The following is a 20,904-nucleotide window of genomic DNA, read 5'->3' on the forward strand; positions in this document are numbered from 1 at the left end:
ATGCGCCTGCGCCCGGTCAGGGGCGCCACGGAGGGCTCAGAGGTGGAAGTCGCCGGCGGCTTCCGGCTGGTATTCCACTTCCAGCAGGTTCAGCTTCAGGGTCTTGCCGCCTGGAGCCGGCCAATCGATATGCTGGCCGACCTGCAAACCGAGCAGCGCGCTGCCCACCGGCGCGAGAATGGAAATCCGCCCTTCATCGGCATTGGCGTCCTGCGGATACACCAGGGTCAGGCGATAATCCTTGCCGCTGACCTCTTCACGGCAGTGCACCCGGGAGTTCATGGTCACGACACCGGCGGACACTTCTTCGTGACCGACCACGCTGTCGGCACGGTCCAGTTCGGCTTGCAACGCGATGACGCCGGGCAGCGTGTCGTCCAGGCTGTCGATCAGGCGCTCCAGACGTTGCACGTCAAGGCGGGTGAGGATGATGGAAGGTGCGGTGCTCATGATCCAGGCAGACTCCTTTTTTCTGCACGATAAAAGCAAAACCCCGCCACGAAAGGCGGGGTTTTCACAGGCCTCGTCAACGCGAGGCGTAGTCCGACACTACCACAGCAGCGTAAATACACAACCCGGGGGAAGACGGCAAAAGTCTGTTCAGGACAGACGTGGGCCTTGTGGGAGCTGGCTTGCCGGCGAGGGCGGTGGTGAATGTGACATCGCAACCGCCAGCAAGCCGGCTCCCACAGGTTTCGCAGGGCTTTCAAGCCCCCATTCCCAGGCCCTCAGGCCTGCGCCTGGCGCTGCCGGGCCTGCTCGCAGATCACCCGGCGACGGGCGTCATCCGCCGAACGCCACTCGCGAATATCCTCGACATGCCGAAAACAGCCGATACAAATTTTCTGCTCGTCCAGCCGGCAAAGACTCACACAAGGCGATGGCACGGCCGAACTGACGTTGCTGTACAACGGCTTGGCGGGGCGTACCGGCGCGGTTTGCTGCGTCACGATCAGATCTCTTCGAAATCCAGGTCGACACCCGCCTGCTCCAGGGTAAAGCGCGCCAGGATCTCGTTGAGCTTCTCTTCGCTCTTCACGCAGAACCAATAGCTGCCGTCTTCATCCTCGCTGGTGCTTTCCTTGTACTCGAAGTGATAACCGCCGGTGGGCTTGGACGTCGCCAGCCAGAGCTGACGCAGAGGCTCCTGGCGACTGAAGATCAACTGGCTGCCGCCTTCGAACTTCACGGTGAGCACACCGCCGGAGTTTTCCAGGTCCACATCCAGGCCACTCTCGTCGAACACATCTTCCAGATTTTGCTGGGTGTTATCGACCAGATCGTGAAAACGGGCTTCAGTCAAACTCATTGCGCGAACCTCGAAAAATGCGTGTCCCTTCAAGCGCCGCAAGATACGAGCGCTCCCGGACGATTGCAAAGCATAACCACGTGGGGCCAAGAGTGACATCAATAATCCACAAACGGTGCCCGGGTGCCGCCGGACGGGCAGCGGCCCGCATAGGCAAGCCGCCGGGTGGCCGGTATACTCCGGCGCAATTAACGCTTTTTCAAAGGATTTCGCCATGAAGCGCCTGATCTCTTCCCTTGCTGCGCTCCTCGCGATCGCTTGCCTCGTCTCCGCCTGTGGTCAAAAAGGTCCGCTGTATCTGCCCGATGACAGCCAGAACCCGGACGACCAGGCCAAGTCCTCGCAAGCCAAAGCGCACCAGCACGACACCTACTAAGGGATCACCATGGAAGCTTTTAACTACCGTGGCGGTGAGCTGTTCGCGGAAGGTGTAGCCTTGTCCGCCATTGCCGAGCGCTTTGGCACGCCAACCTACGTCTATTCCCGCGCCCACATCGAGGCGCAGTACAACGCCTATGCCAACGCCCTCGAAGGCATGCCGCACCTGGTCTGCTTCGCGGTGAAAGCCAACTCCAACCTGGGCGTGCTGAACGTCCTGGCACGCCTCGGTGCCGGTTTCGACATCGTTTCCCGTGGTGAACTGGAACGTGTCCTGGCCGCCGGCGGCAGCGCCGACAAGATCGTCTTCTCCGGCGTCGGCAAGACCCGCGAAGACATGCGTCGCGCTCTGGAAGTCGGCGTGCACTGCTTCAATATCGAGTCCACCGACGAGCTGGAGCGCCTGCAAGTGGTGGCGGCCGAGCTGGGCGTGCGTGCGCCGATCTCGTTGCGGGTCAACCCGGATGTCGATGCCGGCACCCACCCGTACATCTCCACCGGGCTTAAAGAGAACAAGTTCGGCATCGCCATTGCCGATGCCGAAGATGTCTACATCCGCGCCGCACAGCTGCCGAACCTGGAAGTGCTGGGCGTCGATTGCCATATCGGCTCGCAACTGACCACCCTGGAACCCTTCCTCGATGCCCTCGACCGCCTGCTGGCGCTGATCGACCGCCTCGGCGAATGCGGCATCCACCTGCAGCACATCGACCTCGGTGGCGGCGTGGGCGTGCGTTATCGCGACGAAGAGCCGCCACAGGTGGCCGACTACATCAAGGCCGTGCGCGAACGCATCGCCGGTCGCGACCTGGCGCTGATGTTCGAACCGGGCCGCTACATAGTCGCCAATGCCGGCGTGCTGCTGACTCAGGTCGAGTACCTCAAGCACACCGAGCACAAGGATTTCGCCATCGTCGACGCGGCGATGAACGACCTGATCCGCCCGGCCCTGTACCAGGCCTGGATGGACGTCAGCGCCGTGCGTCCGCGCGAAGCCGCCGGGCGGGTCTACGACATCGTCGGGCCGATCTGCGAGACCGGTGACTTCCTCGCCAAGGAACGTCAGCTGACCCTTGAGGAAGGCGACCTGCTGGCCGTGCACTCGGCCGGCGCCTACGGTTTCGTCATGAGTTCCAACTACAACACTCGCGGCCGCGCCGCCGAAGTGCTGGTGGATGGCGAGCAGATGTTCGAAGTGCGTCGTCGCGAGACGGTCGCCGAGTTGTATGCCGGCGAAAGCCTGCTGCCGGAGTAAGACCATGCTGCTGCGTTTTACCAAGATGCACGGCCTGGGCAACGACTTCATGGTCCTCGACCTGGTCAGCCAGCACGCGCACATCCAGCCCAAGCACGCCAAGCAATGGGGTGACCGGCACACCGGCATCGGCTTCGACCAATTGCTGATCGTCGAGGCACCGAGCAATCCGGAAGTGGATTTCCGCTATCGGATCTTCAACTCGGACGGTTCGGAAGTGGAACAGTGCGGCAACGGCGCGCGCTGTTTCGCCCGTTTCGTACTCGACAAACGCCTGACCGCCAAGCGCCTGATCCGCGTCGAAACCAAGAGCGGGATCATCGAGCTGGATGTCCGCCAGGACGGCCAGATCAGCGTGAACATGGGCCCGCCGCGCCTGGCGCCGGCCGAGATTCCGTTCCAGGCCGAGCAACAGGCCACGAGCTACGCCGTGGAGGTCGACGGCCAGAGCGTCGACCTGGCCGCCGTGTCCATGGGCAATCCCCATGCGGTGCTGCGGGTCAGCGACATCAACAGCGCACCGGTGCATGAGTTGGGACCGAAGATCGAACATCACCCGCGCTTTCCGGCCCGGGTCAATGTCGGCTTCCTGCAAGTGATTGACCGCCACCGCGCACAACTGCGAGTCTGGGAGCGTGGCGCCGGGGAAACCCAGGCCTGCGGGACCGGTGCCTGCGCCGCCGCGGTGGCCGCCATCAGCCAGGGTTGGATGGATTCGCCGGTGACCCTCGACCTGCCGGGTGGACGCCTGTCCATCGAATGGGCGGGTGTCGGCGAACCGGTGATGATGACTGGCCCAGCCGTTCGGGTGTATGAAGGACAAGTGCGTCTATAAGCGAGCCAATACCATGACCGACCAGCCTCAGGTTCCAGCCGAACAGCCCAACGAGCCGCCTGCACAGAGCCTTGAGGCGGCGCAGGTCGCCGCCTACCTGGAGGCCAATGCGGATTTCTTCGTCGAACACGAGGAACTGCTGCCGGCGTTGCGTATTCCCCATCGACGCGGCGATACCGTGTCGTTGGTCGAGCGCCAGATGAAGATCCTCCGCGAGCGCAACATCGAAATGCGCCATCGCCTGTCACAACTGATGGATGTGGCCCGGGACAACGATCGACTGTTCGAGAAAACCCGCCGCCTGATCCTCGCGCTGATGGACGCCGCCAGCCTCGACGACCTGGTCATGGCCGTGGAAGACAGCCTGCGCGAGGATTTCCAGGTGCCCTTCGTCAGCCTGATCCTGTTCGGCGACAACGCCATGCCGGTAGGTCGCTGGGTCAGCCATGCCGAAGCCCAGCAAGCCATCGGCGGCCTGCTCTCGGAAGGCAAGAGCATCAGCGGCAGCCTGCGTGAACACGAGCTGGACTTCCTGTTCGGTGAAGAACAACGCAAGCAGATTGGCTCTACCGCGGTGGTCGCCATCAGTCATCAGGGTGTGCATGGCGTCCTCGCCGTGGCCAGCCGTGACCCGCAACACTACAAAAGCTCGGTGGGCACCCTGTTCCTCAGCTATATCGCCGAAGTCATGGGCCGCGTGGTTCCACGCTTCACCCCCGCCCTGCGCTCGGTGCGCTAGCCATGGAACGACAGCTGGACGCCTACTGCGAGCACCTGCGCAGTGAGCGCCAGGTGTCGCCCCACACGCTGCAAGCCTATCGCCGCGACCTGGACAAGGTCCTGGCCTTTTGCGCCAAGGAACAGATCGGCAGTTGGAGCGCCCTGGATATCCAGCGTCTGCGCCGGCTGATCGCCCGCCTGCACCAGCAGGGCCAATCCTCTCGCAGCCTGGCCCGCCTGCTTTCGGCGGTGCGTGGGCTGTATCAATACCTCAACCGCGAAGGCCTGTGCACTCACGACCCGGCCACCGGCCTGGCACCGCCCAAGGGCGAACGGCGCCTGCCCAAGACCCTGGACACCGACCGCGCCCTGCAATTGCTCGACGGCGGGGTGGAGGACGACTTTATCGCTCGTCGCGACCAGGCCATTCTCGAGCTGTTCTACTCCTCGGGCCTGCGCCTGTCGGAGCTGACCGGACTCGATCTGGAGCAGCTGGACCTGGCTGACGGCCTGGTGCAGGTCCACGGCAAAGGCAGCAAGACCCGCGTCCTGCCGATCGGTCGCAAAGCCCGGGAGGCGTTGCAGAACTGGCTGCCGTTGCGCGCCCTGAGCAATCCGCCCGACGACGCCGTGTTTGTCAGCCAGCAAGGCCGTCGCCTCGGGCCCCGGGCCATTCAGTTGCGGGTCAAGGCCGCCGGCGAGCGCGAACTGGGGCAGAACCTGCACCCGCACATGCTCCGGCACTCCTTCGCCAGCCACCTGCTGGAGTCGTCCCAGGACCTACGCGCCGTGCAGGAACTGCTCGGCCACGCGGACATCAAGACCACGCAGATCTACACCCACCTGGACTTCCAGCACCTGGCAACCGTCTATGACAGCGCCCATCCCCGGGCCAAACGCAGCAAGGACAGTGAGCAATGACGATTCAGCTGATCACCTTCGACCTCGACGATACCCTGTGGGATACCGCACCGGTGATCCACAGCGCGGAGAACGTTTTGCGTGAATGGCTGGCCGAACATGCACCAAACCTGGGCGGCGTGCCGGTGGAGCATCTGTGGGCGATTCGCGAACGGGTGTTGCTCCAGGAGCCGACGCTCAAGCACCGCATCAGCGCCTTGCGTCGGCGGGTGCTGTTCCATGCCCTGGAAGAGGCCGGTTACTCGCACGCACAGGCTTCACTGCTGGCGGACGAGAGCTTCGAGGTATTTATCCACGCCCGGCACCAGATCGAGGTGTTCCCGGAGGTCGAGCCAACCCTGCAGGCCCTGGGCCGCTCCTTTGCCCTGGGCGTGGTCACCAATGGCAACGCGGACGTGCGCCGCCTCGGGCTCGCCGACTATTTCCGCTTTGCGCTGTGCGCCGAAGACATCGGCATTGCCAAGCCGGACGCACGGCTGTTCCATGAAGCCCTGGTGCGTGGCGGCAATGTCCCGGCCAGCGCGGCGGTGCATATTGGCGACCACCCTGGGGACGACATAGCCGGTGCCCAGCAGGCCGGCCTGCGGGCGATCTGGTACAACCCGACGGGCAAGGCTTGGGAGGCGCAGCGGCAGCCGGATGCGCAGGTTCGCAGCCTGACCGAGTTGCCAGCGCTGCTGGCCAGTTGGAACACCGCCGACTGAACGCGTGCCCCTGTAGGAGCAAGCCTGCTCGCGCTCACCGGCGCAGCCGGTGCCAAACACCACTGTCCGCCCATGAAAAAGCCCGCAGCGACGGCGGGCTGTTTCAACCAAGCAGAAACCCGGCGCTGAGACTCAGATAGGCCGACTGCCGTATTTGTTGTCCGGCTTCTTGGGCGGATCGGCCACCACATTGGCCTCGACTTCCTGCACCTTGCCGCCACGCGCGAGGAACTCTTCCATGGCCTTGGCCAGGGCATCGCGTTCCTTGTTCTTGGCTTCAACGCTCGGCAGTTCGTCAACCGACACCGCTGCCTTGGCCTTGCCCTTGGCAGTCGGTACCGGCGCGTCACCGCCGTCGTCATCGGCAACGTCTACGTCTTCAGCCGCCGCTTCCAAGCCTTCTTCGGCTTCGTCGTCTTCACCGACCTCGAGGTCGTCGTTTTCCAGATCATCGTCGCTCATGTTCTACCTCATGACTTGCGAAAAGCAGATTAGTTATAGCCCAGCTACGCCGACTGTCGAAGGCCGCCGGAAAAAATTCAACATCCGCTGCATACCAGCGGCTTATGCCCCGTCACCGTAAAGGGTGGCAAGGACTTTACGAGCACCGCCATGATCCCGGTGCTCGCCCAGATAGACACCTTGCCAGCTGCCCAGGGCCAACCGTCCCGCCGTCACCGGCAAAGTCAGCTGACAGCCAAGCAAACTGGCCTTGAAGTGCGCCGGCAGGTCGTCCGCGCCTTCGTCGTTGTGTTCATAATCGGCCTTGACCTGGGGTACCAGCCGGTTGAAAAAACGTTCGAAGTCGCGACGGACCGCCGGATCGGCATTCTCGTTGATGGTCAACGAGGCCGAGGTATGCTGCAGCCACAAATGCAACAGACCGACCTGGCATGCCTGGAGCCCAGGCAAACCGTCGAGCAACTCCTGGGTCACCAAATGAAAACCCCGGGGCCTGGCCCGCAAGGTAATCAGGGTCTGTTGCCACATACAGTTCTCCGCCCTTCGGCGCGCATTCTAGCGCGCTGTGGAAAAAAGCAAAGCGCCTAATACTCTTGCTTTGCTGTAAGCAATCGGCCCTTACAAAAACGCCCTGGGGTTTTGGCCGTAATGCCTTTGGATAAATCCTTTCAGTCCGTTTTCCAATGACAAATTCCAGACAAAAAAATGCCCGGCAAGCCGGGCAATTTTTTTTGCAGCCTTTACACGTTGTAGCCACGCTCGTTGTGTTGCGCCAGGTCCAGGCCCACCGACTCTTCGTCGTCGGTCACGCGCAGCCCCATCACGGCGTCCAGCACCTTGAGGATGATGAAGGTCACGATCGCGGTGTAGATGACGGTGAAGCCGACACCTTTGCACTGAATCCAGACTTGTGCGGCGACATCGGTGGTAGCGGTGTTGAAGCCGCCCATGGACGGTGCGGCGAACACACCGGTCAGGATCGCGCCGAGGATACCGCCGATACCGTGCACACCGAAGGCGTCCAGGGAGTCGTCGTAGCCCAGTTTGCGTTTCAGCGTAGTGGCGCAGAAGAAGCACACCACACCCGCCGCCAGGCCGATGATCAGCGAGCCCATTGGGCCCACAGTGCCAGCAGCCGGAGTAATGGCAACCAGACCGGCAACCACACCCGAAGCGATGCCCAGGGCACTTGGCTTACCGTGGGTCAGCCACTCGGCGAACATCCAGCCCAGCGCAGCGGCGGCGGTAGCGATCTGGGTGACCAGCATCGCCATACCGGCGGTGCCGTTGGCCGCGGAGGCGGAACCGGCGTTGAAGCCGAACCAGCCGACCCACAGCATGGCCGCGCCCATCAGGGTGTAACCAAGGTTGTGTGGCGCCATCGGGGTGGTCGGGAAGCCTTTGCGCTTGCCCAGCACCAGGCAGGCCACGAGACCGGCGACACCGGCGTTGATGTGGACCACGGTGCCGCCGGCGAAGTCGAGCACGCCCCAGTCGCCCAGCAGGGAACCCGGACCGCTCCAGACCATGTGCGCAATCGGCGCATAGACCAGGGTGAACCACACGCCCATGAACACCAGCATCGCGGAGAACTTCATGCGTTCGGCGAAGGCACCGACGACCAGCGCCGGAGTGATGATGGCGAAGGTCATCTGGTAGGTGACGTACACCGCCTCGGGGAACAGCGCCGTCGGCCCGGTGATGCTGGCTGGCGTGATACCGGCGAGGAAGGCCTTGGCCAGGCTACCGACGAAGGAGTTGTAGTTGACGACGTTGGCTTCCATCCCGGTGGTGTCGAACGCCATGCTGTAGCCATAAATGAACCACAGAATGGTGATCAGGCCGGTAATGGCGAAGCACTGCATCATCACGGAAAGAATGTTTTTCGAGCGCACCATGCCGCCGTAGAACAGCGCGAGGCCTGGGATCGTCATGAACAGCACGAGGGCTGTCGAGGTCAGCATCCAGCTGGTATCGCCGGAATTGAGGACTGGAGCTGGTACCGGGTCCGCCGCCATGGCCAAGGCTGGCATTACGAGGGACAACAGGGCTCCTAGCCCTGCGAATTTACGCAGAGTCATATTGTTTTCTCCTGGGGCGTTGGGGTTTGGCGGCTTAGATTGCGTCGGTATCGGTTTCGCCGGTACGGATGCGAATAGCCTGTTCCAGATTGACCACAAAGATCTTGCCGTCACCGATCTTGCCGGTGTTGGCCGCCTTGGTTATCGCCTCGATAACCCGGTCAAGATCCTTGTCGTCAATGGCGACATCAATCTTCACCTTGGGCAGGAAGTCGACCACGTATTCCGCGCCGCGATACAGCTCGGTGTGACCCTTCTGCCGACCGAAGCCTTTGACCTCAGTAACGGTAATGCCCTGCACGCCGATCTCGGACAGCGACTCGCGCACGTCGTCCAACTTGAACGGCTTGATGATGGCAGTGACTAGCTTCATGAAACTCTCTCCCGAATTGGTGGACTTGCCCCAGGAAAACAAACCCGACTCAAGTCTAAGCGCAGTGCCTGGCTTTGTAACGCATCGTCGGTCCACATCTACCGCTCGACGCCAGCTAACCGCTGCTGGCGAAACTTCCCAGCTTCGTCTGCCGCACTGCATTCGTCACAGCGACTGCATCAGTGCATGGGTCACTGGCAACTAAGCAGAAAGCTTGCCAGCTCCGTAAAAACCAATGTTTTCAGTCCCTTGGCCGCCGTGAAGGGTGAAAAAACACGTTGCACCAGAGCCATACGCACAACAACGGTGCGCAGGACGCTAGCGCGATGCGCGAAAACCGTGCACCCGCCCCCATGGAAATCACTATAGACACTGCGTGGTACACTGGCCGGTAATCTGTTTCCGGAACCTTAGCCATGCTTGCGCCCAAAGCTTTCCTCGATGCCCTGAGCGGCCACGCCTCCCGTTTGTTCAGCGGCGAAACACCCCTGCCCCGCCAGGAATTCGAAAGTCAGTTCAAGGTGTTGTTGCAGAGCGGCTTCAGCAAGCTGGACCTGGTCAGCCGGGAGGAGTTCGATAGCCAGATGGTGGTGTTGGCGCGGACCCGTGCGCGGCTGGAGAGCCTGGAGGCGAAGGTGGCGGAGTTGGAGGCGAAGCTGAATCCGCCGGTGGAGTGACGTTTCATTGCCTGCTCCTGCTTTGTGCGGGAGCGGTGGATTGCCATCCGACGCTCACTGAGAGAGTCAGAGTGCGTGGGCTGGGCGAGCCAACAGCCACCCAGCCTTGCTCAGACGACGAAAAGCCTAGGGCTCGAACGACCGTCTCCACTGCCTGACAACGTCAACCGAAGTCATTGGCAGTGCAGAACAGGAACGGTACCCAGTGGATTGATGGCCAAAAACGCAGGCTGCTTATGCTCCGCGGCCGGCAGGTCGATTTTGACAAACTCCACTTGAGAGCCCAGCCCTTTTTTGGCCAAGACGATTCGAATACGTAGCGGGTTGGGAAAACCTGGGATATCGAAAATTTTCATACGTGCCCCATGGCACCTACCTACTGATAGATATATAGTGCGCAGAGCTTTTCGAATCCGTCAAAGACTATCTGCCGATAGAGAGGTGATTTTTCATGGCGACGCCTGACACCCGTGAAACCATCATGGCAACGGCCAGAAAGATGGTGCAGCGATGGGGTTACAACGGCCTGAGCTTTCGCGAACTCGCCAAGGATGTGGGCATTAAAAGCGCCAGCATTCACTACCACTTTCCCAGCAAAGGGGATCTGGGTGCAGCGCTAGCACGCCGCTATACCGAAGACGGCGTTTCTTACCTGCAAGGTTTGCGGGACGCATCTGACGATGTGAGTGTCTGGATGAAGGGTTACACAGATATTTTTCGCATGGCATTAATCAACGACAACCGCATGTGCCTCTGCGGCATTATGGCGGCAGAGTTCGACGACCTCCCTCAAGAGGTTCGGATTGAAGTGGATGGTTTTACCCGCGCAAATGTTGACTGGCTGACGGAGGTGCTCAAGGTGAGCAAACCTCACATCTCAGCAGAAAAGCGAAGAGAACATGCACTGGCGATTTATGCTGCGGTCGAAGGCGCTCAGCTTGTGGCTCGTGGACGCGGGGATATTTCAGTATTCGACAGCGCTGTAGCCACCTATCAGGCGCTGGGTTTATTGCCGGCGTGATTTAGCTCAGGTGCGAAGCGTGGGCCATTGCACAATCGCCATCGCTTTGCCCAGGTTGAGGCGCCGGAGGAGCACCGGCGCTGTGAGCCGCAAATCCACCCAACCGGCATGGCTGTTGGCGATAACCTCTGCGCTGCTCACCCGATTTGACAGGCCCATTCATATATCACTTGACATATGTGTAATTGCACACATAAATTAGGTCATGACTCAATTATCTGGTACCGACCTCTGCTATTGCCTTGCTGTCAGGCGCAGTGCTCGGCATATGACACGCCTGTACGACCGCAATCTGGCGGGCGCCAATATTTCTATTTCGCAGTTTTCTATTTTGGCGAAAGTGCACGAGCGACCTGGCATTTCCATCGCCGAGCTTGCTGAAGCCATGGTGATGGAGAGAACCACCTTGGTCAGGGCACTCAAACCCCTGCAAACGGAGGGCCTTGTTGATAGTCGGGCTGAAGGCCCTAGATCCGCACTCAGTCTGTCGCTCTCGGCAAGTGGTTTGTCCAAGATCAGTGAATGCGAACCTCTTTGGGAGGCGGCACAGAAAGAGTACGAAGCTCAGATCGGCCGTGATCGTGCGGCGTCGATACGGGAGTCTTTGAAGCTTGACGTCGATGGTCGCTAATTTTTTGCACTTATATGTGTAATTACACATATAAAATCAACCGAGGGCTGGCGATGAAAGCTTTTCCGAAAATCCAGAACGGGGTCGATGTCGATCCCGCCGATCGAATCAGCGCTATCGATTTTGTAAACCGAGTGAACTGGTGGTTCGAGACGTGGGACGTAGAAGCGATGGTTGATGCATTCCTACCTGATGCCGTTGCTTACCATTTCCACGGCACCATTAACGGGCACGAGCAAATCCGACACTTTTTTGCTCACGATTACCCGTACCTGATTCCAGGCGTGAGTCGCCACGCCACAAACCACATTGTTGATACGGATGAGGAAGGCGTAGTCGTTCGCTATCAGAACTTGCTGGTGCGCTACGCAACCCCTGAGTCGGCTGCCGTCCTTGGTGCCGGGCAAGCGATAAAAAGCACTGACGATCTCCCGGCAATATGGCTGTACTCACCGATGATGGACCGTCTCCGTCGAACCGCAACAGGCTGGAAAATTTCTGAGCGTTACATCGGAGGCTCCACCGTCAACACGCGCCTTGACCCAACCACTAAGGACGCCAGTGAAATAGCCCCTTACATGCCCAAGCGCCAAGACACCTAAAGCATATCGCCAGAATGACAACGCTGGCCTTTTCAGACTAACCAGGGCTAACCAATGAATATCGCAGGATCTGTTGTTTTCGTAACAGGGGCCAGTCGTGGCTTGGGTTTGGCATTTGCCAAGGCCGCCTTGGCACAAGGTGCTTCCAAGGTTTATGCCGGGGTTCGTGATCCGGACCGCTTCGATGTTCCCGGACTGATACCGATAAAAATCGACGTGACGGACTCGGCGTCTGTGGCACAGGCTGTCGCGCACTGCCCGGATACGACGCTATTGGTCAACAATGCTGGCATCGCTGTTCTGAATGAGGGAGCTTTGGATTCAGGCCTGATCGAGTTGTCTCGACACTTGATGGACACTAACTGTTACGGCATCGTGCGTGTAACTCAGGCGTTTGCTCCCATACTGGCGGCCAATGGCGGGGGCGCCGTAATTAATGTGCTATCGGACGTGACATGGCTGAGCATACCGATGCTGGCTGCTTATGCCGCGTCCAAGTCCGCAGCCTGGAGTGTGACCAACGCACTACGTCTGGGGTTGAAATCGCAAAATACTCACGTATTGGCGTTGCACGTAGGGTTTATCGATACCGATCTTACCAAGGGCTTTGACGTACCCAAGTCGGCTCCTGAAGTCGTGGCTCGTGTCGCTTTCGCAGGGCTGGAATCTGGCGAGTTAGAAGTGTTGGCCGACGAAGGCACTCGTTTTATCAAGTCGACCTTATCGCTTTCTGACGCGGTTTATTTCAATCCTCCATCACCTGTTTAGGTAAGAAAGGGCGCGGTGAAAATCCGATCGCCAGCGTTGATGTTCGAGCCACCGCCAAGGTTGTTAGCCTATAGGCGTACAAAAAACAGATTCCTGTATGCCTATAGGCTGACAACCCCACTGTGAGGGACGGCGCACTAGCCTTGCGCTCTCGCGAAGGCAGGAGCCATGTAGTCTTGCTCACGCTGCGAAAGGCCCAGGGCTTGAGCAACCGTTCGCCATTGGCTAACAGCATCAACGCAGTCGGCGATGATCTCATCCGCGTCCCCCATACCCACCCGAAAAAAACCGGCCACCTCTCTGGCGAGTTCAAGATCCAGGGCGTTGTCGTACTCGGTGATATTGAGCTTCAGACCGTCGCCATCGGGCACGGGATTCAAGTCGTATGCGTTGGACAGACGCCAGCCCTTGCCTGGCTCAAGGATGAAGCCATGATTACGCAAGTGGTCATCCGTGTTCGAAACCAGAATATTGAACACGATGCGCGTCCAGAGCTCCTCCAGATCCCGCTTGGTATCTGAGCCATTTCGCATCAGAACTTCAGCCAGCTCCATATAACTGACACCACTGCCAGCGTCATCACCGTCGACGTGACCGGTGAGCGTCATGGCAGATGCAAAATGGAGGCGGCTGCCGGCCGCGGTCCGGTCGAAGCGCTTGACCATGAAGCAGTGATAGTTGCTCGCATAGCGCTTGGCCATTGCCGAGGCGACGTTCAGACCGCAGGCTTGCGCGAGCGCATTGACCACCAACTCCCACCCACCGACATCGTAGGTGTCTCGCGTAGAGGGGAGCTTGGCGATCCACAAATGCCCGTCATCGTCAGCCACGCTAGCCTTTGGCCGGGCGCCACCAAGTGAACCACCGGGTGCGATCAGCATGCGCAACCATTCCCGGCCATCCGCCGCCCTGTTGTCCGGGTCGAGCTCCAACTCACGGCTGGCGCGCTCAAGAGCGTAAATTTCAACGAAGGGTGGAGCGGCTACATTGTGCTGGTCGTCGAGAAAACCGCCCTCATCATTCAGTCGATACCGAAGGGCGCCAACCCGATAGAGGTCATGGACACCGAGCAGAAAGTCCGACTCACCCAGTCTCTTGTTCGCAGGAGCCAAGCCGTCACGGATATCGCGCTCCAGGCGACGCGTCATAAGCAGTCGGCCCCAGCGATCAGGACAGGAGTCGCCGAATACCCCAAACATGTCGCGGCCACCGCCTGGATACTGGGCTCCAGCGTAGGGGCCAATACTCGGGTCGATCTGAACGGTGCTCAATACGGGATTTTTCAGCGCCAGCGGGTCATTTTCGTACTCGAACTTCTCTAATTGGCGCGTCTTCCGAGCATGCAGCCAGCCGAGACGCTGAGGCTCATCCAGCCCGTCCCAGTCGGCGTAAACCCCAATCATGGTACTCATTGTTTGTCAGCCCTTCGACGAGGCGGGATCAAGGCTGCCAGTGAGTCACCGCTAATTGCGCCGTTGTCGCTTTGGATTACAACCTGGGAGGCCGCAGCCTTCTTGGGAACACGCGCCTTGTGAACCGTGTCTTTCCCCAACGGATCCTGCGGCGTGTTCTTTTGAAGTCTCGGCGCTTCGCCTGGGGCTCGTGCGGAGATCAGTGTTTTTTTCTTGCTCGGAAGAAGACTCACATCTTGCAGGTGACGGCCAAGCTCGTCCTCGCCAGCGAGCTTGGCCAGGTCCTTCTCAAGCCCCAGCACCTGCATGACAGCCAAATAAGCGCCGATGGTGCTGCCGGACGAACCGTGCTCAAGGGCGCGCAGGGTCATCTGGGACATGCCGGCGCGTTCGGCAGCCTGTTTGGCCGTGATTTTGCGCCGCAATCGGGCGAGTTTAAGCCGTTCACCGAGGTCTGCAAGCAGGCGCTCGGTTACCGGTAAAAGCGGTGCAATTTTCTTGGCCATGCTGTTATTCCTTCACTTAAGCGAAGTAAGTGAAGGAATAATAGCACTTAACTAATACCACTCAAGTGCAATTATTTTGGCTACATCGCTACCTAAGTGCAAAATTAATTGCACTCTTGTTCACTCCCTCGGGTGTGCCTCCTTTCTGATCATTTCTCACCTCAGAAATTACCAACGATCCCGGCATGATCCTCCCTGATGAACCAGACAACGAATCGTCTGGACACATAAAAGCCCCAAGGCCCCTCCCCCGCTCAACTAATCTTCCAGAACCGCAGGAAGCGGCCCCTTTGCGTTCAAGGAAAGAGTATGTCCCCGGCCATCGTCCACAGCCGCGCCCAAGTGGGCGTGGAAGCACCCGCCGTCACCGTCGAAACCCATCTGGCCAGCGGCCTTCCGATGCTTACACTGGTTGGACTGCCCGAAACGCACCGTGGTGGAAACGAGCGTCACGCCTGCTTCCATCGTTTTCGTGAGGTTGGGGCCTCCTCGACGCACCGGAGGACTGCACAGAGCCACCGGCACCCGCTTTATGTTCAAGCCATCGCTAAAATTGTTAGCCTATAGGCATACAAGATATCTATTTCTGTACACCTATAGGCTGTCAAACATAATACTTAGTTAGCCTATAGGCTAACAAAAATGCTAAATTGTTAGCCTATAGGCATACATAGATGCCTATTTTGATAGCTTATAGGCTGTCAAAAAGGAGATTTTATGCGTAATTCCTCACTCAGTAACCTGCGCCTGGCCCAGGTGGAGCGGGCCCTCGAGCCCTTCGTAACCCTCAAAGGGAAAACTATCCCTCGTGGTGGCTGGCTGCGCTCGATTCGAGAATCCCTGGGTAGAACTGTGCGCAGTCAGGCTGCTCTGCTCGGCGTGGCGCCCGCTACGCTTCAAAAATCCGAGCAATCGGAGGCAGATGACCGAATTACCCTTGGGCAACTGAGAAAACTGGCCAATGGACTGGACTGCGAGCTTGTCTATGCACTGATACCGAAGAAGCCTTTGCATGACATGGTCGAAGAGCGCGCAGAATCGTTGGCCCGGAAAGAAGTCATGGGGGTTTCGCACATGATGACCCTTGAAGACCAACGGCCGTCCGACTCATTCATCGAGCGCAAGGTAACTGAACGGCGCCAGGAACTCCTGGCTGGAACGTGGGCTCGACTATGGCGGTAGAACTCGAACTGAAACCCGGCCAAACCCCTCTGGATCCTGACGAAGCCGCAGGCCTCAAGCCAAAACACATCAGTACCCAGGGCGAGCTTGACGAGTGGGAAGCGGAAAACTTACTCAAGGCCCGGCAATGGCTGAATCGCCAGAAAAAGCTTGAGGTGCTTAACGAACACTTCTGCCGCGACCTTCACAAGAAGATGTTCAGCGACACATGGGTCTGGGCTGGCACATTTCGTAGAACTGAAAAAAACATCGGCTGTGATCCGATACAGATCTCGATCAAGCTGGATCAGCTTCTAGGTAATGTCGCGTACTGGGTAGAGAACGAGACGTTCACACCTGATGAAATAGCGGCTCGCTTTCATCACCAGCTCGTGTCGATACACCCCTTCCCAAACGGAAATGGCCGGCATGCTCGTTACATGACCGATGCTCTTCTAAGGCAGTGCGGTTGCACTGATTTCTCCTGGGGTAACGGGAATCCGGTTTCGACCAATGAGGTGCGTAATCGCTATATCCAGTCCCTCCGTGACGCCGATGCCGGCGATTACACCCCACTTATGGTCTTCGTACGCAGTTGAGCAACATTGAGCCGCCCTTGGGAGCCACGGACTGGACACAGTGAGCGTGCGGTCCACTGTTGCCATCACTACCAAGAGAAAAAGATTCCAATACAATTTCTTCGCCGCCCTAGCCATTCCACTCCCGGGCGACTGAAACGGTGAAGAACCTAGGTATATGTGGCCCCGTCATGCGGGGCCTACTTGTTTCTGGCGACCTCACTGCCCGACGTTAATCCAGCGTCACGCGTCCACAAAAAGACAACGAATCGTCTGGACACATAAAAGCCCCCAAGCCCTTCCCTCCGTTCAACTAGTCTTCCAGAACCGCAGGAAGCGGCCCCTTCGCGTTCAAGGAAAGAGCATGTCCCTGGCCATCGTCCACAGTCGCGCCCAGGTGGGCGTGGAAGCCCCCGCCGTCACCGTCGAAACCCATCTGGCCAACGGCCTGCCGATGCTGACGCTGGTCGGGCTGCCCGAAACCGCCGTGAAGGAAAGCAAGGACCGGGTCCGCAGTGCGATCCTCAACTCGGCTCTCGACTTTCCGGCACGACGCATCACCCTCAACCTCGCCCCAGCCGACCTGCCCAAGGACGGCGGACGCTTCGACCTGGCAATCGCCCTCGGCATCCTCGCCGCCAGTGTGCAGGTGCCAGCCCTGACCCTGGACAATTTGGAATGCCTGGGCGAACTGGCCTTGTCCGGCGCCATCCGCCCGGTGCAAGGCGTGTTGCCGGCGGCCCTGGCCGCACGTGCCGCCGGGCGCACGCTGGTGGTGCCGCAAGCCAATGCCGAAGAGGCCTCGCTGGCCTCCGGGCTGACGGTGATTGCCGTCGACCATCTGCTGCAACTGGTGGCCCATCTCAACGGGCATGCGCCGATCACACCCTTCGAATCCAATGGCCTGTTGCACCTGAGCAAGCCCTACCCGGACCTGAGCGAAGTACAAGGCCAACTCGCCGCCAAGCGCGCCCTGCTGATCGCCGCCGCCGGAGCACATAACCTGCTGCTCAGCGGCCCGCCTGGCACCGGCAAGACCCTGCTCGCCAGCCGCCTCCCCGGCCTGCTACCGCCGCTGGACGAACAGGAAGCGCTGGAGGTCGCGGCCATCCAGTCGGTTGCCAGCCATGTACCCTTGAGCAGTTGGCCGCAGCGACCGTTTCGCCAACCCCACCATTCCGCGTCGGGCCCGGCGCTGGTGGGTGGTGGCCCTCGACCGCGACCCGGTGAAATTACCCTGGCCCATCACGGCGTGCTGTTCCTCGATGAATTGCCGGAATTCGACCGCAAGGTATTGGAGGTGTTGCGCGAACCACTGGAGAGAGGATGTCTATATCTCACATATTAGTTAATCGCCATAATACTGTATATACATACAGTTTTTTAGGTTATTTGATGACGACTAAATCAGAACGATGCAATGAAGATGTTGTCCTCATTACGCTGCACATGCCCTCTTCATCAGACAACTGTCATCTACGACTTGCTCTTAAATAAATTTTATATTGCATCAAATTGAACTCTGGTTAATCTGTTTAGAACGACCGAAAACGGTGATAAGATTCGATCAACCTCTGCACTGTTTCTTCGACACCGGAAACCTACTCAAGCCCAGACATACTGCGCTACGCCGAAGTATGGGCGATTGATATTATAGTAATATCCAATAGGGTCATAGCAACAGGAGAGACAACCACCATCAAGGACAAAACGAATTGAACAAGCCAAAGATGCAAAAAAGAAAAAACGACATCACCTTCAACCGTAAATTTGAAGGTCTACGAATCAATACCGGGAAATTCAAACAGTTTGGGGTGTACAAGTCGATGCTCCGGCCTATGCTCGGCCAGATCAATGCGCTGCTGACATGCCACTCAAGAGTTTCATTGTTGGTGTTTGAACTGCACCTTAGCGTTACGGATAAAATGTCTGCTGTATCAGCGAACCAAGTGGTCAGTAAATTTTTCAAAAAAATTAAAGAAGACCTCGCAAGCTCTTCTTGGGGAAATCAGAAACACGTCATCCATTGCTGGTCAAGAGAGGTTGGCGAATCCAAGAACGGGCATTACCACTGCATGGTCGGTGTAAGCTCCACGGTTCGAATAGGAACGCTTTACACCCAAACCAGTACAGGCGCATGGGAATTGTTAGAACGCCGCTGGAATAAGCTCTCAGGCGGCTCCCTGAGCGAATCTAGATGCCATGTCGTCAACCGATCAAACCACAAAGAGCTTGATAATGCTTTTTACCATTTAAGCTATATGTGCAAGGTTAGAGACAAACAGTTTGGCACAGGCGAAAACCACAAACGATTTTCACCGTCTAGATTGAAACCCAAAGAAGTGGCAGACCAGCTTTTAATCGCTGACTGCCACCACGACTCACTGGAATACTTCTTTGCCGCTTAGAAGATGATCAATCATCGGTACTTTTAACCAAACTTATATAGTATTAGAGCCGACGTAAAGGTCACAATCACCGATACAAAAGTCCACTTGACTGATGACAAAAAGGTGGACTTACTGGCCATGCCGAATTTGAACCCCAGCCCCCACAACCTCCACTTATTGGCCGTATAAATCACCATCGGTACTACGATAACGGCCAAAATCCAGAATAGGATGCCCGGTTCCTGGTTAGTTTTAGTACCAGCCAATGCGAACCGTACATACCCAGTCAGAATTACAACGAACATCAATGTGATTTTGCTCATAACGCTCCCCCTACAGACAAAACATTCAGATCGACCCACATGAAACTGTCACATCATCCGTACGTTCGTCCGGGTGCCAGACAATTTTCCCCGTCAAATCGGCGGGAATTCGAAAGATTAATTTCGTTCGATAGGTAATTAGTGGGTTCAAAGATTCGGTGTCGGGTCCAAAACCGCTTTCATTTACCATTTCGAACTTATCGAACTTATACACTTTCCCATTTTTACTAACCACCACACTACCAGGGAACATATACTTGCTAGATGTCGACACGTTTTTAAAACTGGCATCGACAATCAGAAACTTAGAACCATTCCAGGTTTTCGGTTCTAAGAATGGGTTTAACGTTCCAACTTTTCCACGTGCTACACAGGAATTCGCAGTAATCTTAAAGCCACCTACAGTTGCTGCATTACCTTTGGGGGTCAGCAGACGTTTCTTGTAGGCTTCCTCTTCATCACGAACACCTTTGGCATAATCTTCTCTATCAGCCTTCTCTGCTGCTAGAAGATTGACGTGTTCCGTGGTTCGATTGAGAAGCCACTGAAAGTAGCTTTTTAATTCCTTATTGGCCTTGGAGCCCACATCAACATAAGCCTCAACGAAATGGCATCTATACGCATTGTTCAGATAGGTTTCATCAACATTCTTTCCTATAGAGAACATGTCTGAAAAGTAACCGAAATCCCTTTCTACGGTGTCTTGTGCAAAATCAAGATTTTCAGGCTTCTTCAACGTTTGCAAGAGCGTAACCAACTCAGCATCGTTCGAGAGGGGCGTATAGTCTTGGCTAATGGAATTTCTCTTTAACATCTTATCAATCAGCTCATCGTAACCAGAATCATCAGCGGGTCGCGACAGCTTTGTGCACTCAGATTTGAGTTTTGCAATGTCTTCTTTGTCATCGGCTAATGCATTGACTGCGGCACACATAAGACCCGTCGAAATCAGTAACATCGAGATAGAACTAAGTTTCATCACTACTCCTTTAGGTGCAGATCGTCAGCCACGACGGCTTTGACCCCATAGTGCCATCACTCGACAAAAATTCATAGTATGCTATGAGGATTTTTCTGGTCCTGTGCCCGACAGTTTCCCTTTGCCGGGAGAATGTCGTGGAAATTGAAGCAGCATTTGGGAAAGCACTGAAAAACAAACGTAAAGACATGGGGCTAACTCAAGAAGAATTAGCACATCAAGCAGAACTTCAGCGAAATTACATCAGCTTTTTAGAGCGCGGAATCTACCAACCCACGATTACGACGATTTTCAAGCTGTCAGCCGCGCTAGGGTGCCGACCAAGTGATCTGGTTTTGGATACAGAAGTATTAACAAATACTCTGACATTACTATCAAGCGAAAGTCAGGCAGACCATTCAAATTACGGCGATGCACAAACGGACCAACCAATAAAAAAGAAATGAGGCTCCGATAAACGAGAGTGTCATCAATCCGGAAACGATTACTCTATTTGGTTGCGGGGTAGGAATCACTTTGATTATTTTTGCGAAACCTTCATCAGATTTCGCATTCACATTAATTTGAGTCCACAGAAGTGGCGGAAAGTACAAATACGAAACGGTAACCTGTTCCTTGGGAACAAGAACTGGGAAAACGATCTCACCCGAACCCTCTGGATTGCGTTCAATCAAATAATTTATTGGTGGAAATACGGTAATATTGATGGGTAGGACTGCATGCGAAAGACGAATTTTTTTGCCGCTTGTCAACCTGCATTTTGGACCACAACGGTATGCGTATGAATCACGATCTGTTGATCGCCTTGAGCAACAAAC

Annotated in this window: 26 protein-coding genes and 2 pseudogenes; 17 read left to right on the forward strand and 11 right to left on the reverse strand. The window is 57.2% G+C overall.

Features of this window, described 5'->3' with window-relative positions; genetic code table 11:
- Positions 1–36: 36 nt before the first annotated feature.
- The 3 genes from rnk to cyaY form a co-directional block, all read right to left on the reverse strand.
- On the reverse strand, positions 37–450 hold the full coding sequence (gene rnk, locus AC07T0_RS04680) for a nucleoside diphosphate kinase regulator (RefSeq protein ID WP_495000076.1): 414 nt from the start codon (positions 448–450) through the stop codon (positions 37–39).
- 278 nt (positions 451–728) lie between these two features.
- The gene (locus AC07T0_RS04685) at positions 729–953 is read right to left on the reverse strand and encodes a DUF1289 domain-containing protein (RefSeq protein ID WP_495000296.1); all 225 of its coding nucleotides are present in this window, start codon (positions 951–953) and stop codon (positions 729–731) included.
- A complete protein-coding gene (gene cyaY, locus AC07T0_RS04690; RefSeq protein WP_495000077.1) occupies positions 953–1,309 on the reverse strand; it encodes an iron donor protein CyaY in 357 nt (118 codons plus the stop codon). The genes AC07T0_RS04685 and cyaY overlap by 1 nt, the downstream gene beginning before the upstream one ends.
- Before the next feature lie 214 nt (positions 1,310–1,523).
- On the opposite strand from cyaY, the gene lptM reads away from it, so the two are divergent.
- From lptM to AC07T0_RS04720, 6 genes are read left to right on the forward strand one after another with little or no spacing between them, the layout of a single operon-like run.
- Complete coding sequence (lptM, locus tag AC07T0_RS04695; RefSeq protein ID WP_495000078.1) at positions 1,524–1,685, forward strand: LPS translocon maturation chaperone LptM; 162 nt, start codon at positions 1,524–1,526, stop codon at positions 1,683–1,685.
- A 9-nt stretch (positions 1,686–1,694) separates the two neighbouring features.
- Entirely contained in the window at positions 1,695–2,942 is a 1,248-nt protein-coding gene (lysA, locus tag AC07T0_RS04700; RefSeq protein WP_495000079.1) for a diaminopimelate decarboxylase, read from the forward strand.
- A 4-nt stretch (positions 2,943–2,946) separates the two neighbouring features.
- Positions 2,947–3,777, forward strand: a complete 831-nt coding sequence (gene dapF, locus AC07T0_RS04705; RefSeq protein WP_495000080.1) for a diaminopimelate epimerase — start codon at positions 2,947–2,949, stop codon at positions 3,775–3,777.
- A 13-nt stretch (positions 3,778–3,790) separates the two neighbouring features.
- The gene (locus AC07T0_RS04710; protein WP_495000081.1) at positions 3,791–4,516 is read left to right on the forward strand and encodes a DUF484 family protein; all 726 of its coding nucleotides are present in this window, start codon (positions 3,791–3,793) and stop codon (positions 4,514–4,516) included.
- A gap of 2 nt (positions 4,517–4,518) precedes the next feature.
- Complete coding sequence (xerC, locus tag AC07T0_RS04715) at positions 4,519–5,418, forward strand: tyrosine recombinase XerC (protein ID WP_495000082.1); 900 nt, start codon at positions 4,519–4,521, stop codon at positions 5,416–5,418.
- Positions 5,415–6,122 carry an HAD family hydrolase gene (locus tag AC07T0_RS04720; protein WP_495000083.1) on the forward strand — a complete coding sequence of 236 codons (708 nt, stop codon included), beginning with the start codon at positions 5,415–5,417 and terminating at the stop codon, positions 6,120–6,122. Before xerC ends, AC07T0_RS04720 begins: the two co-directional genes overlap by 4 nt.
- Before the next feature lie 132 nt (positions 6,123–6,254).
- On the opposite strand, the gene sutA is transcribed toward AC07T0_RS04720, so the two are convergent.
- The 4 genes from sutA to glnK form a co-directional block, all read right to left on the reverse strand.
- Positions 6,255–6,584, reverse strand: a complete 330-nt coding sequence (gene sutA, locus AC07T0_RS04725) for a dormancy-specific transcriptional regulator SutA (protein WP_495000084.1) — start codon at positions 6,582–6,584, stop codon at positions 6,255–6,257.
- A gap of 102 nt (positions 6,585–6,686) precedes the next feature.
- Positions 6,687–7,112: a secondary thiamine-phosphate synthase enzyme YjbQ gene (locus tag AC07T0_RS04730; RefSeq protein ID WP_248794970.1), complete on the reverse strand. Its 426-nt coding sequence runs from the start codon at positions 7,110–7,112 to the stop codon at positions 6,687–6,689.
- 212 nt (positions 7,113–7,324) lie between these two features.
- The gene (locus tag AC07T0_RS04735; RefSeq protein ID WP_495000085.1) at positions 7,325–8,665 is read right to left on the reverse strand and encodes an ammonium transporter; all 1,341 of its coding nucleotides are present in this window, start codon (positions 8,663–8,665) and stop codon (positions 7,325–7,327) included.
- A gap of 34 nt (positions 8,666–8,699) precedes the next feature.
- Positions 8,700–9,038, reverse strand: coding sequence for a P-II family nitrogen regulator (gene glnK / locus AC07T0_RS04740; protein WP_002555808.1), 339 nt, complete (start codon positions 9,036–9,038; stop codon positions 8,700–8,702).
- Positions 9,039–9,454: 416 nt separating this feature from the next.
- On the opposite strand from glnK, the gene AC07T0_RS04745 reads away from it, so the two are divergent.
- Complete coding sequence (locus AC07T0_RS04745) at positions 9,455–9,715, forward strand: accessory factor UbiK family protein (RefSeq protein ID WP_177100842.1); 261 nt, start codon at positions 9,455–9,457, stop codon at positions 9,713–9,715.
- 173 nt (positions 9,716–9,888) lie between these two features.
- On the opposite strand, the gene AC07T0_RS04750 is transcribed toward AC07T0_RS04745, so the two are convergent.
- Positions 9,889–10,071: a glutathione S-transferase N-terminal domain-containing protein gene (locus AC07T0_RS04750; RefSeq protein WP_495000086.1), complete on the reverse strand. Its 183-nt coding sequence runs from the start codon at positions 10,069–10,071 to the stop codon at positions 9,889–9,891.
- Between the two features lie 95 nt (positions 10,072–10,166).
- Between AC07T0_RS04750 and AC07T0_RS04755 the strand changes: the two genes are divergently transcribed.
- The 4 genes from AC07T0_RS04755 to AC07T0_RS04770 all read left to right on the forward strand — a co-directional run bounded on the left by AC07T0_RS04755 (position 10,167) and on the right by AC07T0_RS04770 (position 12,737).
- On the forward strand, positions 10,167–10,736 hold the full coding sequence (locus tag AC07T0_RS04755) for a TetR/AcrR family transcriptional regulator (RefSeq protein ID WP_495000087.1): 570 nt from the start codon (positions 10,167–10,169) through the stop codon (positions 10,734–10,736).
- 268 nt (positions 10,737–11,004) lie between these two features.
- Positions 11,005–11,367, forward strand: a complete 363-nt coding sequence (locus AC07T0_RS04760; RefSeq protein ID WP_495000088.1) for a MarR family winged helix-turn-helix transcriptional regulator — start codon at positions 11,005–11,007, stop codon at positions 11,365–11,367.
- Positions 11,368–11,420: 53 nt separating this feature from the next.
- Positions 11,421–11,969, forward strand: coding sequence for a nuclear transport factor 2 family protein (locus AC07T0_RS04765; RefSeq protein WP_495000089.1), 549 nt, complete (start codon positions 11,421–11,423; stop codon positions 11,967–11,969).
- Positions 11,970–12,023: 54 nt separating this feature from the next.
- Positions 12,024–12,737, forward strand: coding sequence for an SDR family oxidoreductase (locus AC07T0_RS04770; RefSeq protein WP_495000090.1), 714 nt, complete (start codon positions 12,024–12,026; stop codon positions 12,735–12,737).
- Between the two features lie 137 nt (positions 12,738–12,874).
- Here AC07T0_RS04770 and AC07T0_RS04775 read toward each other — a convergent pair whose 3' ends face one another.
- The gene (locus AC07T0_RS04775) at positions 12,875–14,149 is read right to left on the reverse strand and encodes a type II toxin-antitoxin system HipA family toxin (RefSeq protein ID WP_495000091.1); all 1,275 of its coding nucleotides are present in this window, start codon (positions 14,147–14,149) and stop codon (positions 12,875–12,877) included.
- Positions 14,146–14,655 carry a helix-turn-helix domain-containing protein gene (locus tag AC07T0_RS04780; RefSeq protein WP_495000092.1) on the reverse strand — a complete coding sequence of 170 codons (510 nt, stop codon included), beginning with the start codon at positions 14,653–14,655 and terminating at the stop codon, positions 14,146–14,148. Before AC07T0_RS04780 ends, AC07T0_RS04775 begins: the two co-directional genes overlap by 4 nt.
- Positions 14,656–14,964: 309 nt before the next feature.
- On the opposite strand from AC07T0_RS04780, the pseudogene AC07T0_RS04785 reads away from it, so the two are divergent.
- From AC07T0_RS04785 to AC07T0_RS04805, 5 genes and pseudogenes are all read left to right on the forward strand, one after another.
- A pseudogene (locus AC07T0_RS04785) lies at positions 14,965–15,084 on the forward strand (hypothetical protein); the annotation flags it as partial.
- Positions 15,085–15,372: 288 nt separating this feature from the next.
- Complete coding sequence (locus AC07T0_RS04790) at positions 15,373–15,837, forward strand: mobile mystery protein A (RefSeq protein WP_495000093.1); 465 nt, start codon at positions 15,373–15,375, stop codon at positions 15,835–15,837.
- The gene (locus AC07T0_RS04795; protein ID WP_495000094.1) at positions 15,828–16,415 is read left to right on the forward strand and encodes a mobile mystery protein B; all 588 of its coding nucleotides are present in this window, start codon (positions 15,828–15,830) and stop codon (positions 16,413–16,415) included. The genes AC07T0_RS04790 and AC07T0_RS04795 overlap by 10 nt, the downstream gene beginning before the upstream one ends.
- 343 nt (positions 16,416–16,758) lie before the next feature.
- Positions 16,759–17,721, forward strand: a pseudogene (locus AC07T0_RS04800) (YifB family Mg chelatase-like AAA ATPase); the annotation flags it as partial.
- A 388-nt stretch (positions 17,722–18,109) separates the two neighbouring features.
- Positions 18,110–18,802 (forward strand): YagK/YfjJ domain-containing protein, encoded by a 693-nt coding sequence (locus AC07T0_RS04805; protein ID WP_495000095.1) that lies wholly within the window; start codon positions 18,110–18,112, stop codon positions 18,800–18,802.
- Positions 18,803–19,132: 330 nt separating this feature from the next.
- Here AC07T0_RS04805 and AC07T0_RS04810 read toward each other — a convergent pair whose 3' ends face one another.
- Entirely contained in the window at positions 19,133–20,086 is a 954-nt protein-coding gene (locus tag AC07T0_RS04810; RefSeq protein ID WP_495000096.1) for a hypothetical protein, read from the reverse strand.
- A gap of 137 nt (positions 20,087–20,223) precedes the next feature.
- On the opposite strand from AC07T0_RS04810, the gene AC07T0_RS04815 reads away from it, so the two are divergent.
- Complete coding sequence (locus AC07T0_RS04815; protein WP_495000097.1) at positions 20,224–20,532, forward strand: helix-turn-helix domain-containing protein; 309 nt, start codon at positions 20,224–20,226, stop codon at positions 20,530–20,532.
- The last annotated feature ends 372 nt before the right edge of the window (positions 20,533–20,904 follow it).

It is taken from the genome of Pseudomonas sp. GW821-FHT04D07 (assembly GCF_059420225.1).